The 13,439-nt window shown below is 46.6% G+C and carries 15 protein-coding genes; 4 read left to right on the forward strand and 11 right to left on the reverse strand.

All coding sequences use genetic code 11. The annotated features are described in order from the left end of the window. Positions 1-75 precede the first annotated feature (75 nt). The 5 genes from HQ393_RS11295 to HQ393_RS11315 form a co-directional block, all read right to left on the reverse strand. Positions 76-1,404 (reverse strand): anti-phage deoxyguanosine triphosphatase, encoded by a 1,329-nt coding sequence (locus HQ393_RS11295; RefSeq protein ID WP_179355273.1) that lies wholly within the window; start codon positions 1,402-1,404, stop codon positions 76-78. A gap of 12 nt (positions 1,405-1,416) precedes the next feature. Continuing rightward, entirely contained in the window at positions 1,417-2,583 is a 1,167-nt protein-coding gene (locus HQ393_RS11300) for a restriction endonuclease subunit S (RefSeq protein ID WP_179355274.1), read from the reverse strand. Further along, complete coding sequence (locus HQ393_RS11305; protein ID WP_179355275.1) at positions 2,573-4,096, reverse strand: type I restriction-modification system subunit M; 1,524 nt, start codon at positions 4,094-4,096, stop codon at positions 2,573-2,575. Before HQ393_RS11305 ends, HQ393_RS11300 begins: the two co-directional genes overlap by 11 nt. 2 nt (positions 4,097-4,098) lie before the next feature. Next, positions 4,099-4,731: a restriction endonuclease subunit S domain-containing protein gene (locus tag HQ393_RS11310; protein ID WP_218871134.1), complete on the reverse strand. Its 633-nt coding sequence runs from the start codon at positions 4,729-4,731 to the stop codon at positions 4,099-4,101. 178 nt (positions 4,732-4,909) lie between these two features. Further along, positions 4,910-5,188 (reverse strand): hypothetical protein, encoded by a 279-nt coding sequence (locus HQ393_RS11315; protein ID WP_179355276.1) that lies wholly within the window; start codon positions 5,186-5,188, stop codon positions 4,910-4,912. Positions 5,189-5,278: 90 nt separating this feature from the next. Between HQ393_RS11315 and HQ393_RS11320 the strand changes: the two genes are divergently transcribed. After that, positions 5,279-5,590, forward strand: coding sequence for a helix-turn-helix domain-containing protein (locus HQ393_RS11320; RefSeq protein WP_179355277.1), 312 nt, complete (start codon positions 5,279-5,281; stop codon positions 5,588-5,590). Between the two features lie 50 nt (positions 5,591-5,640). Here the strand turns inward: HQ393_RS11320 and HQ393_RS11325 are convergent, their stop codons facing one another. After that, positions 5,641-6,015 (reverse strand): hypothetical protein, encoded by a 375-nt coding sequence (locus HQ393_RS11325; RefSeq protein ID WP_179355278.1) that lies wholly within the window; start codon positions 6,013-6,015, stop codon positions 5,641-5,643. A gap of 164 nt (positions 6,016-6,179) precedes the next feature. On the opposite strand from HQ393_RS11325, the gene HQ393_RS11330 reads away from it, so the two are divergent. Genes HQ393_RS11330 through HQ393_RS11340 form a run of 3 tightly spaced genes read left to right on the forward strand, consistent with a single transcriptional unit; the run spans position 6,180 to position 8,459 of the window. After that, positions 6,180-7,298: a tyrosine-type recombinase/integrase gene (locus tag HQ393_RS11330; RefSeq protein ID WP_179355279.1), complete on the forward strand. Its 1,119-nt coding sequence runs from the start codon at positions 6,180-6,182 to the stop codon at positions 7,296-7,298. Further along, a complete protein-coding gene (locus HQ393_RS11335) occupies positions 7,292-7,615 on the forward strand; it encodes a helix-turn-helix domain-containing protein (RefSeq protein WP_179355280.1) in 324 nt (107 codons plus the stop codon). The genes HQ393_RS11330 and HQ393_RS11335 overlap by 7 nt, the downstream gene beginning before the upstream one ends. Position 7,616: 1 nt before the next feature. Next, a complete protein-coding gene (locus HQ393_RS11340) occupies positions 7,617-8,459 on the forward strand; it encodes a hypothetical protein (RefSeq protein ID WP_179355281.1) in 843 nt (280 codons plus the stop codon). A 421-nt stretch (positions 8,460-8,880) separates the two neighbouring features. Here the strand turns inward: HQ393_RS11340 and HQ393_RS11345 are convergent, their stop codons facing one another. The 5 genes from HQ393_RS11345 to gatC form a co-directional block, all read right to left on the reverse strand. Then, positions 8,881-9,174, reverse strand: coding sequence for an STAS-like domain-containing protein (locus HQ393_RS11345; RefSeq protein WP_179355282.1), 294 nt, complete (start codon positions 9,172-9,174; stop codon positions 8,881-8,883). Then, on the reverse strand, positions 9,168-10,043 hold the full coding sequence (locus HQ393_RS11350; RefSeq protein ID WP_179355283.1) for an ATP-binding protein: 876 nt from the start codon (positions 10,041-10,043) through the stop codon (positions 9,168-9,170). The genes HQ393_RS11345 and HQ393_RS11350 overlap by 7 nt, the downstream gene beginning before the upstream one ends. Before the next feature lie 76 nt (positions 10,044-10,119). After that, complete coding sequence (gene gatB, locus HQ393_RS11355; protein WP_179355284.1) at positions 10,120-11,562, reverse strand: Asp-tRNA(Asn)/Glu-tRNA(Gln) amidotransferase subunit GatB; 1,443 nt, start codon at positions 11,560-11,562, stop codon at positions 10,120-10,122. A 20-nt stretch (positions 11,563-11,582) separates the two neighbouring features. Next, on the reverse strand, positions 11,583-13,034 hold the full coding sequence (gene gatA / locus HQ393_RS11360) for an Asp-tRNA(Asn)/Glu-tRNA(Gln) amidotransferase subunit GatA (protein WP_179358488.1): 1,452 nt from the start codon (positions 13,032-13,034) through the stop codon (positions 11,583-11,585). A gap of 51 nt (positions 13,035-13,085) precedes the next feature. Then, on the reverse strand, positions 13,086-13,373 hold the full coding sequence (gene gatC / locus HQ393_RS11365) for an Asp-tRNA(Asn)/Glu-tRNA(Gln) amidotransferase subunit GatC (protein WP_179355285.1): 288 nt from the start codon (positions 13,371-13,373) through the stop codon (positions 13,086-13,088). Between the last annotated feature and the right edge of the window lie 66 nt (positions 13,374-13,439).

The raw sequence follows: 13,439 nt of genomic DNA on the forward strand, positions 1-13,439 counted from the left end.
ACACACCAATGCTTTCCCTTCCATTCAAAAACATGGCATATCGTCATTTACCAATAAATTGAAATTTTCCAGCCTTCAGAGCCTGTCAAAAATAGAGCCTTTGTGTGGGTAATACAGCTTCTCATAAAGCCGAGTGGCATATTCATCGGTCATGCCGGAAATGAAGTCGCAGATAATGCGTGCTTTTTGCTGGTCATCTGCGGCTTCGCTGTACTTCAAGATGGTTTTTTCTGGTAGTAGGCGTTTGGGATCTGAATTCAATGCTTCAAAAAGTTCAAAAACCAATTTTTGCCCTTTGAATTCGAGCTGCTGAACATTGCTGCTTTTGATGACTTTCTTCAGTACCAGCTGGAAAATATGCTCAAGCAATTCTTGGTGTGATTGCGTCATGACAGCATTCCACTTAATGAGTTCGCATGTTGCTGAAGGAACTCCTGAATCTCCAACCTCGGTAGCCATAATAAATAGATGAACCAAACCACCGATGGCATTCTTTCGCAGGTAGCTTTCATCAGAAAATAATTGAGTTGCGAGATCTTGACTATTCAAGCCACAAGCTTCAAACAGTGGTTGCTTATCGGCGTTGTGCGATTCCCAATCTTTTTGGGTTACCATACCTAAAGAAATCGCGTCTTCTAGGTCGTGCAAGCTGTAGGAAATATCATCAGCCAACTCCATGATTGAAGTGTCCAGCGCTTTGTGGGCCGGCTTTGAATGCTTTGCAGTCTGTGTATTGAGTTCGGTAAAACGTGTACGCTCAGCCCCACTTAATGGGGTAAGAATCCAATTAACTACATCCTGCTCGCTGTCCATGTAGCACTTTGGAGGATGCTGTTGTTTAGCTTGAGACAGCCAACTTTGCGCAGGTACTGGACCATATGCTTCTTGGCAAACAGTCAAACTATAAGGAGCTGGATATTTTAAGATGCCAAGCAGCAAGCGACGAGTTGGGTTTAAGCCATGCTCCTTGGTGTATTTGTCTAACCGAGACAAAATCCGCAGCGTCTGGCCATTCCCCTCGAAACCGCCAAACTCTCGCATGCACACATTAAGAGCAACCTCTCCACCATGACCAAATGGCGGGTGCCCAATGTCGTGTGCTAAGCAAATCGAGCTGATTAAGGTGTCGCAAGGAAGTGCAGCAACAATCTCAGAATTATCTTCGTGCTTTTTTCTCAACCAATGAACGATTCCCACCCCAATTTGTGCAACTTCCATCGAGTGAGTTAGGCGAGTACGATAAAAATCGCTCTCACCAAGTCCCAAAACTTGCGTTTTTGATTGCAAGCGCCGAAATGCAGCAGAATGAATTAGTCGAGCGTAGTCTTTATCCCACTCGGAGCGAACATCATTTTCACGAGTAGTTGATGGGCCGCGACGTTCTTGCCATGGTTCATGTGACATTAATATTCCTCCTTAATTGATTTGTACGCGGCGCTTGCCGGTTAGCAGGGCTTGCATCAGGGCTTTTTTCTCTTGTTTCAGGCCGTCGAGCTGGGATTGCAGGGTTTCGATTTCTTGGTCGGCTACAGATAAAACAGTGGCGATCTTTTCCTGCTCTTCCTTGCTTGGAATCGGAACAACCAAATTTGAGAATATGGAAATCCAATGACGCTGATGCCCACCCACAGCAAAGTTCAACATCTGCATAGCTTCAAAAACATACTTGATTGATACGCCTTTTTTTGCGACCAAGATTTTCATTGCACTTGATTTTGCCTTGAAGGGAAAATCGACAAATTTACTGTCTGTAGTGAAATCATCAAAAATGATCGCAGGCAGTTCTTCCTGATAAATGCCGGACGTTTCGTCTGTGTAACCCAAGATGAATGTCTTTCCTGCTGTTAGCACAGGGGTTTTGTATTCGTCGCGGTATTCCGTTGAATCAACCAGATATGGCGTCGGCTGCTTATAGTCAAGCAACTCCCCCAACTCAGTGCGATGCCAGTCTCCCTGAAATTTGACGCCATTTTTATCCACCAAGCGTTTTTTGCCGGTGAGCAGTTGTTGCATCAGGGCTTTTTTCTGCTGGCGGGCGAGGTCGAGCAGGCGCTCGGTGGTGGTCATGGCCTGATCCCAAGTCGAGAGGATTTGGGCGATTTTCTTTTGTTCTTCAAATGGAGCCAAAGGAAAATCTATAGAATAAAAATCTTTATGATTTAAGTCAGGTATCGTGCTTGCACCTGCTTTAGTCAAAATAACATGCTGTACTCGTGATGAGCGTAAATAATTGACCAAAAATATACTATCTATTTTTGATCGATTGAAGTCGATAAGGAAGAAGTTATTATGAAACGCGCCTTCAACTCCAGTAACGACAATCCCAGTATTACCTGTTCTAGTCATTAGAACGTCACTGCTGGAACATATCACTCGATCTGATGGTGACTCTACATATTCTCGATCTTGATTTTGTCGATTGATCGACTGAATCGTAATGTATTCTTTTGAAGTTGGCGTGGGGGTTTTCAGCCGGTCTGAAATTGCAATTTGAAGTCCTTGGCGAACCTTTACTATTTCCCCAAACTTCACGCTAGACCAAGCTTCAGGCAGCATACCTAGATCTGAAGGTTTATAACCCATAACCCAACTCCTGAAGATATTTAGCCATCTCGCTTTCCAGCGCATTCAATTGCGTTTTCAATTGTTCGCGCTCGGCACGCACCGATAGCAGGTCGATTTCTGCCTCTTCTTCAAAGGTGTCGACGTAGCGTGGGATGTTCAGGTTGAAGTCGTTATCTTTGATCTCGTCAAAGCTCGCCACATAGGCGTATTTATCAATGCTCTGGCCTTCGCGGTAGGTGCTGACGATCTTGGCGATGTTGTCTTCCGTGAGCTGGTTCTGGTTTTTACCGGCTTTGCATTCGCGGCTGGCGTCGATGAATAGCACGTTGGTATCCGATTTTTCCTTGCTGAAAATCAGGATCGCCGCCGGGATGCCGGTACCGTAAAACAGTTTTTCCGGCAGGCCGATAACGGCGTCGAGCAGGTTTTCTTCGATTAGCTTCTGGCGGATTGCGCCCTCGCTACTGCCACGGAACAGCACGCCATGCGGCACCACCACACCCATGCGGCCACTGCCGGGTTTCAGCGTTTCGATCATGTGCAGGATAAAAGCGTAGTCGCCCTTGGTTTTGGGCGGAATACCACGGCGGAAGCGACTGTATTTATCGTTTTCGGCTTCGTCATGCCCCCATTTTTCTAGGCTAAACGGCGGGTTGGCAGTCACGATGTCGAACAACATCAGCTCGCCGTTTTTATCCAGCAGCTTGGGGTTGCGGATGGTGTCGCCCCATTCGATTTTGTGGTTGTCTTCGCCGTGCAGGAACATATTCATCTTGGCCAGCGACCAGGTCGAGCCGATGGCTTCCTGCCCGTACAGCGCGTAATTTTTGCTGCCGTGATTGCTGACTACTTTGCGGCCACACTTCATCAACAGCGAGGCAGAACCACAAGCCGGATCACAAATGCTGTCGCCCGGCTGTGGGTCGAGCAGCTCGGCGATCAGCTCGGAGACTTCGGGTGGGGTATAGAATTCACCGGCTTTCTGGCCACCGCTGGCGGCGAAGTTTTTGATCAAAAATTCATAGCCATTACCGATGATGTCGAGCGTGCCGACGCGGCTAGGCTTGAGGTTGAGTTCGGGCTTGGCAAAGTCTTCGAGCAGGTGGCGCAGAATAGTGTTTTTCTGCTTTTCTTCGCCCAGCTTGTCGGTATTAAAGCTGATGTCCTGAAAAACGCTTTTGCCCGCGTCTTTGAGCTTGGTGCCGTTGGCTTCTTCAATCGCGTGCAGCGCCTGATCGATGCGCTCGCCATTGCCCGGCTCGTGGCGTCGTTCGTGCAGTTTGTAAAAACTGGCCTCGCGGGGCAGCACGAAGCGCTCGTTTTTTAGCATCTCTTCGATCAGCTCAGGCTCATCTCCGTATTCAGCCTGATAGCCGTCATAGTGGTCCTGCCATACATCGCTGATGTATTTCAGAAACAGCATGGTGAGCACGAAGTCTTTGTAGGTGTCGGCGCTGATGGTGCCGCGAAACGTATCGCAGGCCGCCCATAGCGCTTTGTTGATGTCGTCCTGATTGATTTGGTCGGTCATGGTTATTCCTTGGATGGCAAATTTTTAATGGTTTGTATTGCAGGCGTTGAGTCGGTGAGCAGGTCAGCGGCTAGCTCGTTCGCGATGGCGGCCAGCATTTGCTCGCCGTTACGGCGCAGTTGTTCGATGAGGCGCAGCTCTTGCTGCAGAGTATTGGCGAGGCCAATGATGGCCTGCTGGCGGGTTAGATCAGGTACGGCAATGGGTATCTCTTCCAAAGCATTGCGCTTAATGGCTTTGGTGATGGTACCCTCGGCGTTAAGTTCGAAATAGCGCTGGCTAGGCGGCTGATTAAGAAACCAGCATAGGTATTCGGGTAATAATTGCGGCGCAGTGGCGCGAACAATGAAAAACTGCGGCGCAGCGATGGCCTGCTTGCCAGTTGCGGTGAGAGCGTCATCAATCAGCACCGCGTAATTACGGCTGCCACGGGCGGCGACCAGAATATCGCCGACCTGCAGGCAATCATCACGGCGGCCTGTGGACTCGGTTTCAATACAATCAGCCCAAGCCACACCGCCGAGTACCGAGGCATCTTTCATCTGCACAGCCACAATCCCAGAGCCTAGTGACTCAGGAATCTTCCCCCGAAAGGGATGCCCAGCAGAGATGTTGGCGAGGTGTTTCAGTTGCATGTTTGTGCCGTTTCTTTAGCGATACTGCACAATATTCTTCCTAACAAACCTTGTCAACAAATATTGTTTCTTTTGCTTTACTGCATAAAAAAGCCACGCATTTGAGCGTGGCTTTCAAATTTTGAGCATTGTGAAGCATCCAAATAACAAGCGGATGAATTTTAACATTCACATGATGTCAGCACATGAAAAACAAGCGAGCTGCTTGGCGTAGCACTGCATTTTCTTGCTCAAGTCGCTGTATGCGCTGTTCTAGCTCGTGTGTGGACTTTCGTGGTTCGAGCGTTTTGGTATTTTGCAGTTCACGTTTCATAAATTCTTCGAGCCCAATGCGTTGCCATGTGGCCAGTGTCGATGGGTGAACGTCAAAGCGGCGCGCAGCTTTGGTCAGGCTTCCAACACGGCGCAAGTATTGCAAGGTCTCGATTTTAAAGTGGTTTTGATAAAAATTTTTCATGACGGCATTGAAAACTAAGAATTCCTTAGTATATCTTATGTGAAGGAACTAAGAAAATCTTAGGTATTGCATCTAACTCGGACGTTCGCAATGCCTATCCAATCGCCGTTCCCAATTCGCCTGAAAGAAGCGCGACTCAACAAAGGCTTAACCCAGCTACAGCTGGGAGTGAGGATGGGTATGGATGAAAATAGCGCGAGTGCGCGGTTGAACCAATATGAAAAAGGCAAGCACGCGCCAGATTACGACACGATGAAGCGGATGGCGGAAGAGCTGGGAGTGCCGGTGGCGTATTTTTTTTGTGAAACAGAATTAGAGGCTAGCCTAGTGAAGGAAATGAGTAAGCTAAGCGATGACGGAAAGCGCAATTTGCTCGCCAAGTTGCTCGAACAACAGATCTGAAAACAGGGCGAACATCAGATGTTAAGTCAAAATTCTTGAAAGCAAGGATCTTATTCGGATTGCTCTTCAGCTGCATTTTTATTAGATCTATCTGCATTCGTGGTTGCTATTTTTTTTGCCTGCCTCTTTGTTGCACGTTGAAGTGAAGCAACGTGCTCGTCTTTGATCAGAAAATAGAGTGCACTTTGGATTTTATAAAATCCTAAGTGATTGAGAATCATTAACTTGATTCTTGGGTTGGGCTCAACTTTTCCACCAAGCAATTCTGACACGCTGGACGCAGACATCGTAAGGTATGCTGCAAACTCCTTATCTTCGATCAGACCTGTTGACTGCTGAAGACTCTTTAGGGCATCTGCCCACCTAATTTTGCCTGTTGCATCGTCGATTAGACTTGGATCGCTTATCGACTCTTCAAGTTCCACCGCCTGCCCTGCAAAAGGTGGTTGCGCTCTATTGATTATCATCTATAACTTTACATGTAAATCGATTGGTCGAATCGACCAGTCGACATTGGATTGTAAACTTGACAGTACATATTGTAATTTCTTAATGCAACTCACAGCAAGTTACGTGAAGGAGATTCGCTGTGTCCAACATACTAGTTTTCCCAACTGCAATATTGCAAAAACGCGAAACTAATCAAGCAACTTCATATCGACAACAAACCGTTGCCGAGGCAGAAGTTATGGACAATCTACTGGAAAAATTCCGCCGACACCTAAGAGCCACAAGAGGCAATTCGCAAGGAACCGTTAAGCTAGCATTCGAAAAAATACAAAGTGCAATTCAATTTATTGGAAAACCTATTTGGCTTTGGACTGAATCAGAAATAGAAGAATTCTTTTATTACAAATCAGATGTTTGCTCAATTTCTACATCCACACTAGCAGGCTACCATACCTATTTGCGCAAACTCCAAAATTTTTTATTAATCTCTGATAACCTAAATAGATTTATAAAAAATGAGTTCGGAGCAACATTCTCGAAGTTTGTACCAGACCAAATACCTCTGCCAATAAAAAACAAAAACAGAAAGACCAGAAAAAACATAAACATTCTCAGTAAGGAAGAGTGCGAAATTGTAGTTAATCATATAGAAAAGGAAATGGAGAGCTCCAATAACAAATGGGAATTGCTACTCCTGCAAAGGGACAAGACAATATTCATTACACTACTAACCATGGGCCTTCGAGTTAGTGAGCTCGTGAAAATTAAAATTGGTGATTTTCTTACAGCCACAAATGAATACAATGAAAAAATTTATTTAAATTTAAATACCATAGGAAAAGGTAATGTGGGTCGATGCATCGACGTTCTATTCGATATAACAAGTGATGTTCTTGACTGGTACACAAAAAATGTACGATGGGCTTTTTTAAAAAACAAAAATGAAGATGACGACCTTTTATTTTTTTCAGTGCGCGGTACTGCTCTTTCAATAGATCAGGTAAATAATATCGTAAAAAAACATTGTAGACTAGCTGGGATCAATAAAGATATCACTACCCATGTGCTGAGACATACGTATGCCACGCACATTCTTCCGATCGTTGGGCCTACTGCCACCCAAAGATTGCTCGGGCATGGAAATTTAGCAACGACACTAGGCACGTATTACCATCCAAATATTAAAGATGTAATTAAAGACATTGGTGACGCAGTCTCAGATAAAATAAAAATAGCTAGAGGAGAGACGAAATGCTAAAGAGCAATATAAAAGCTATTGCTCTCGCCAGGGGAATAAAAACAGCGCGGCATTTTTCTGAGGCATTAAAAATAGCAGGTGTAACTATGTCCATTCAAAATTCAGCTCGATATTTGAAAGCACAGCCTCCTGCGATGACGCTCAAACTTATAGATGCAATATGCAAAGCTCTCTCGTGCTCAGTCGGCGAATTGTTTTCAGATCAGGATTATACGACTGCAAATTTTGAAAATACGAGTAAAAAAAATGACCCTTTGGAGAAGGAACCTCAATATAGGTCGGTCGCCAAGTTTGGTCCTAGCTCAAAGTTTTTTTAAAATGTCAAAACGCTACAAGTCAGGCCAAATAATAAAAATACCGAGCTCCTTTGCTATTGCAATAAAAAGCTATGTAAATGCAGCTTACAAAAAAATGAATAAAAAAATCAACGGTGGATATGATTATTCAAGTAACACGCCACGGAAGCGTGGCTACGAGGCAATTAGGTTTTGTGAATTTCTTGTCAGCATAGGGATTGATGACTTCGGCAAAGTTGAACAATCAATACTTGACCAGTATGCTGATGAGCACTCACGAAAGGAGGCGGGAAAAGCATCAAATTTCCTTAAGTTCATAGCTTATAGCTATCCGAATCTACTTAAGCTACAGCCGCCCATATTTAAAAGAGCTCCTGCCTGGTCAATGTGCGAGCAGGAAAAAAATGTCCGAGAAATAATTGCAAACTCCAGCACGATTACTAATAAAGAAGTTCAATTGGCAATTCATTTTCTTGCATTATATGGCCAACCAATAAGCAAAAGCGCAAGAATAAATATCCGCGACGTTAAAATGGATGGTGACGATGTGTTTGTAAAGTTTTGCAAATACTTCATCAAAATCGATGAGACTGCAAAATCCATATTGCTTTCTATACACCCAGACCTTTGCGAAAAAATTAATAAAAAAGAAAATGAATCAATTTTATCTAGCAAGGTTTGTTATCGAGTTCAGCCGGGGCTCTTGGGTTGCGCCCCCAAAAAGATACGAAATACCGCAATCTTAAATATTATTAAAGCACAACGAACACATAGTCTAAAAGCCCTTTCAGACGCATTAGATGTCTCAATGCCAACCCTAATATGGCTTGCTCAAGCAATATCAACATCTTACTTTGATAGATGATGTTTTTGAGCTTTAATTCATAAAATTATCCCAAAATACGAAATCTAGCGCCCCTCCCCGGAAATTAACCTCGGTTAGAAGTAGAATTTTCTCCTATTAGTATCGAGGAAGGGTAATCCCCCCACCAAATCATCGCCATCCTCAAGCAAGCCGAAGGTGCTCGCCGGTGATCGAGTCATCTGCAATCTGATCACAAATAATCAGAATGGGTGGTCATCTCTGCAAAAATCCGCACCAAACCCATCTCAGGCAACTAGAGCCAACATTCAACATAATATGATGCTTAATTTTTATTTGTGCTCATATCATGAGCAGTTTTCTCATTTAATGAGCAAAATCAAGTAAATATTCGGGAATAGAAAAACCGCCGAATTAGCGGTTTCATTCGCACGCTTATGCTACGTCACCCATACGGAGGGCTCTACAAATCATTGCGTTGAGACTCAAAAACCAGTCTAGATTTAATCATGCTATTAATTTGCTTTGTTGAATCAATAACACTTAAATTCTCTTTGATTTTTTGAAGACCAAAGGACTCTAACACTCTAACGAAACAACCGTTAGCAAAAGATGATGGTATTGCATCAATTCCATAAAATGAAAGGGTTACTTTTTCATTTTCATGAAATGTCCTAATCACAATATCACTAATTACCACACCATCTTCATATGTATAAGCTTGCTTCACAAGATCAAGCACACGTAAATTTACCATTCGAACTCCTCATCATCGGCAAGTGTTCTATCAAACTTATCGGTGCGTAACATTATCTCAAAAACTGTTCCCGTATAATACCCAGATCTTTGGCTACAGTCCGAGTAACCGTATTCACTACAAATTATGTGTGCATTTCCAGAGCGAATGGAAACCTCACCGCCATTATTTGTAACTGTTTGTGAAAGATAAAAAAGGCCAACACCTCTATTCCTCACCGTTGTATTGGTGGTAAAACCCTCTTGCATCGCAAGAATAACAGCCTCTCCATCGGAAAGTTCAGGCCGCACTTTCTTTACATTAGCTGGAATCCCAATACCAAAATCGGAAAGGGTAATCACAATTTTCTTTAATTTAGGAAAAAACTGAACAAAAATACAACCCGTATCTTTACCCGAATGGTCACGAATATTATTAAATAACTCCCACAAACACATTCTCAATTCAACAAGCGATTTCTTGGACGTTTCTAATGCTTTTGCTAACCAAGAAATACAATGATTTTCAATCCACAAATGACTCTGAGGGTGATTAATCCATTTCAAAGGGAGAGTTGTGGATCGGAGAGACGCATTATTAAAAATCTTTTTCCCTGCGTAATGCTCAAAAAATAAAGAATCATCCAAGAATCTTATGGCGCCAGCATTTTTGTTAGGTATATCAAACCGCTGCGCAACACCTTTCGAAAGCAGCCATTCAATTAGATTGCTGAATACAGTAACGCCAGTTGGGTCAATAAACTCCAATGGAGCCAAATCGTAAACAATTTCATCAGAAATTGGCGTCAGTGACTTATCAACCGTTTGTGATAACAAGTGATCAATCGTGAGGATATTCATCCTCTTGGGCAGTTTTACTTTTAACGCCATATGTACCCAACAATAACAACAATAAGATACTGTATCAAAAATAAAATTGGAGATGCAATAACATCTCCAATTTATCTTACCCTACCTTCTTCTTCAACAACTCCAACGCCATCCCTGGGTTGGCCTTGCCGCCTGAGCCTTTCATCACTTGCCCGACCAAGGCATTGAGTGCCTTCTCCTTCCCGCTGCGATATTCCTCAATCGCTTTCGGATTGGCCGCCAGTACCGCATCAACAATCGCTTCAATCGCGCCGGTGTCGGACTCTTGCTTCAGACCATCGCGCTCGATAATCACATCCGCAGCATCACCGCTTTCCCACATTTTTTTCAAAACGTCTTTGGCGGTTTTGTTGTTGATGGTGTTATCGGAAATGCGCTTGATCAGGCCCGCCAGCGCGTCGCTGGACACTGGGCTATCGGCGATGGTTTTCTCTTCGCGGTTGAGCGTGGCGGAGATGTCGCCCATGATCCAGTTGGCGGCGAGCTTGGCGTCGGCACCTGCGGCGACGCTGGCTTCGAAGTAGCTGGCGAGCTCTTTGCTGGCGGTCAGCATACGGGCGTCGTATTCAGACAGGCCGTATTGCGACGCAAAGCGCGCTTGCATCGCGACGGGCAGCTCAGGCAATTCACTGCGTACGCGATCGACCCATTCCTCGCTGATCACCAGTGGTGGCAAGTCTGGATCGGGGAAGTAGCGGTAATCGTGCGCGTCTTCCTTGCTGCGCATCATCCGTGTTTCGCCCGTGTCGGGGTTAAACAGGATGGTGGCTTGCTGGATTTTGCGGCCCGATTCGATTTCGTCGATCTGCCATTGCACTTCGTACTTAATCGCCTGCTCGATGAATTTGAACGAGTTCAGGTTTTTGATCTCGCGGCGCGTGCCAAATTCGGCTTGGCCTTCGGGGCGAACTGAGACGTTGACGTCGCAGCGGAACGAGCCCTCGCTCATATTGCCGTCGCAAATACCGATCCACGTTACCAAGCTATACAAGGCTTTGGCGTAGGCCACGGCTTCGGCGGCCGAGCGCATTTCTGGCTCGGAAACGATTTCGAGCAACGGTGTACCCGCGCGGTTTAAGTCGATACCCGATACGCCGTGAAAGCCTTCGTGCACCGATTTACCCGCGTCTTCTTCCAAATGCGCGCGCGTCAGGTTGATCACTTTTTCGTACGGGTCGCCCTTGGCAGGCTGAACCTGAATCGTGATCGCGCCGCCTTCCACCACTGGCAGCTCAAACTGGCTGATCTGATAGCCTTTGGGCAAGTCGGGGTAGAAGTAGTTTTTGCGGGCAAAAATCGATTTGCGGTTGACTTTGGCGCCAATCGCCAAGCCAAACTGGATGGCTTTTTCGACCGCTGCGCGGTTCATCACCGGCAATGCGCCCGGCAAGGCGATATCGACCACCGCGGTTTGCGTGTTTGGCTCTGCGCCGTACGTCGTACTGGCGGCAGAGAAAATTTTTGATTTAGTGGTGAGCTGGGTATGTACTTCCAGCCCAATAACGACTTCCCATTTCATCGTATACGTCCTTGTGCCGCTTAAAGTTGCGGCGCTTTGGTGTGCCAATCGGTGACTTGCTGGTATTGATGCGCGATGCCGAGCATTTTGGCCTCGGCAAAGTAATTACCAATAATTTGCAGGCCGATCGGGTGGCCGTTGGATGCAAAACCCACCGGTACGCTCATGCCTGGCAAGCCCGCCAAGTTCACGCCCAGCGTGTAAATATCTTCCAAATACACGGCGATTGGGTCGGCATTTTTCTCGCCGATATTCCATGCGGTGGTTGGCGTAACAGGCCCCATGATCACGTCGCACTGGGCAAACGCGGCTTGGAAATCGTTAGCGATCAGGCGGCGGATTTTTTGCGCCTTGATGTAGTACGCGTCGTAGTAGCCGTGGCTGAGTACATACGCGCCAGTCATGATGCGGCGTTTCACTTCGGTGCCAAAACCTTCGGCGCGAGTTTGCTCGTACATATCGTCCAGATTGCCGGTTTTAGCCGTGCGATGGCCGTAGCGTACGCCGTCAAAACGCGACAAGTTACTTGACGCTTCGGCTGGCGCAATCACGTAATACGACGGAATCGCGAGCTTAGTGTTTGGCAAGCTGATCTCAACAATCGTTGCACCGAGTGCTTTGTATTGCTCAACGGCGGCGTTGATTGCGCCGGCGATTTCGGCATTGAGGCCTTCAGCGAAATACTCGCGTGGCAAGCCGATTTTCAGGCCACTCAATGGGGCATTCAAATCACGAGTGTAGTCTTCTTTGGCGTGCTCTAGGCTGGTTGAGTCGCGTTCGTCAAAACCAGCCATCACATTGAGCATCAGCGCGCAGTCTTCGGCGGTGTGCGCCATTGGGCCGCCTTGATCCAGTGAGCTAGCGTACGCCACCATCCCAAAACGGCTCACGATGCCGTAGGTTGGCTTGATGCCAGTAATGCCGCAGAACGCTGCAGGCTGACGAATTGAGCCACCGGTGTCAGTGCCGGTGGCAACGGCTGCAAAGCCAGCTGCGACCGATGCTGCCGAGCCACCTGATGAACCACCGGGAACCGCTTTTTTATCCCACGGATTTTTTACTGGGCCGTAAAAGCTGTTTTCATTGCTCGAGCCCATCGCGAATTCGTCCATATTGGCGCGGCCAACGACGACAAAACCTGCCGCATCGCAGTTTTCCGCGACTTGTGATGAATATGGTGCGATGAAATTATCGAGCATCTTGCTGCCGCAGCTGGTTTTCCAGCCTTCATGGCAGAAGATGTCTTTGTGAATCAGCGGCACGCCCAGCATCGCTCGTGTATCACCTGCGGCGCGTGCAGCATCGGCAGCGGCGGCGGCGGCGAGCGCTTTTTCGGCATCAACGGCGACCAGCGCGTTCAATTGGCCATTGTGCGCGGCGATTTGCGCCAGACATTCGGTGACGAGGGCAACCGAAGTCGTTTGGCCTGCGGCCAGCGCGTCAATCTGTTGTTTTAAAGTTTGCATAACAATTTAGGTCATGGCGGGGTTGCCCCACACACCATCACCCTCACTCCTTATCAATTACTCGATGACTTTCGGTACCAGATAGAGGCCATTTTCCACGCTAGGCGCAACGGCCTGGAAGCTTTCCCGGCGATTCGGGGCGGTGGCGGCATCTTCACGCAGACGCAACATCACGTCCTGTGCATGGGCCATCGGCTCAATACCATCGGTATCTACTGCGCGCATTTCTTCGATCAGCGCAAAAAGTTGATTCAGTTGCGACTGGCTAGCTACCACCTCATCGTCGCTGACCGCAATGCGGGCCAAGCGTGCAATGCGGCGTACATCGTCCTGTGACAAAGACATGGTCGTATTTACCCCGTAAAACCTTCAATAACGTCAACACAATAGGGTATCATATCGGGTTTGTTT

This window comes from Chitinibacter bivalviorum (genome assembly GCF_013403565.1).
Classification (GTDB): Bacteria; Pseudomonadota; Gammaproteobacteria; order Burkholderiales; family Chitinibacteraceae; genus Chitinibacter; species Chitinibacter bivalviorum.

Excerpts from the sequence above, each read along its gene's own strand:
- HQ393_RS11295 (WP_179355273.1), bottom strand. The coding sequence starts at position 1,404 with ATGTCACATGAACCATGGCAAGAACGTCGCGGCCCATCAACTACTCGT.
- HQ393_RS11300 (WP_179355274.1), bottom strand. The coding sequence starts at position 2,583 with ATGGGTTATAAACCTTCAGATCTAGGTATGCTGCCTGAAGCTTGGTCT.
- HQ393_RS11305 (WP_179355275.1), bottom strand. The coding sequence starts at position 4,096 with ATGACCGACCAAATCAATCAGGACGACATCAACAAAGCGCTATGGGCG.
- HQ393_RS11310 (WP_218871134.1), bottom strand. The coding sequence starts at position 4,731 with ATGCAACTGAAACACCTCGCCAACATCTCTGCTGGGCATCCCTTTCGG.
- HQ393_RS11315 (WP_179355276.1), bottom strand. The coding sequence starts at position 5,188 with ATGAAAAATTTTTATCAAAACCACTTTAAAATCGAGACCTTGCAATAC.
- HQ393_RS11320 (WP_179355277.1), top strand. The coding sequence starts at position 5,279 with ATGCCTATCCAATCGCCGTTCCCAATTCGCCTGAAAGAAGCGCGACTC.
- HQ393_RS11335 (WP_179355280.1), top strand. The coding sequence starts at position 7,292 with ATGCTAAAGAGCAATATAAAAGCTATTGCTCTCGCCAGGGGAATAAAA.
- HQ393_RS11340 (WP_179355281.1), top strand. The coding sequence starts at position 7,617 with ATGTCAAAACGCTACAAGTCAGGCCAAATAATAAAAATACCGAGCTCC.
- HQ393_RS11345 (WP_179355282.1), bottom strand. The coding sequence starts at position 9,174 with ATGGTAAATTTACGTGTGCTTGATCTTGTGAAGCAAGCTTATACATAT.
- HQ393_RS11350 (WP_179355283.1), bottom strand. The coding sequence starts at position 10,043 with ATGGCGTTAAAAGTAAAACTGCCCAAGAGGATGAATATCCTCACGATT.
- gatB (WP_179355284.1), bottom strand. The coding sequence starts at position 11,562 with ATGAAATGGGAAGTCGTTATTGGGCTGGAAGTACATACCCAGCTCACC.
- gatC (WP_179355285.1), bottom strand. The coding sequence starts at position 13,373 with ATGTCTTTGTCACAGGACGATGTACGCCGCATTGCACGCTTGGCCCGC.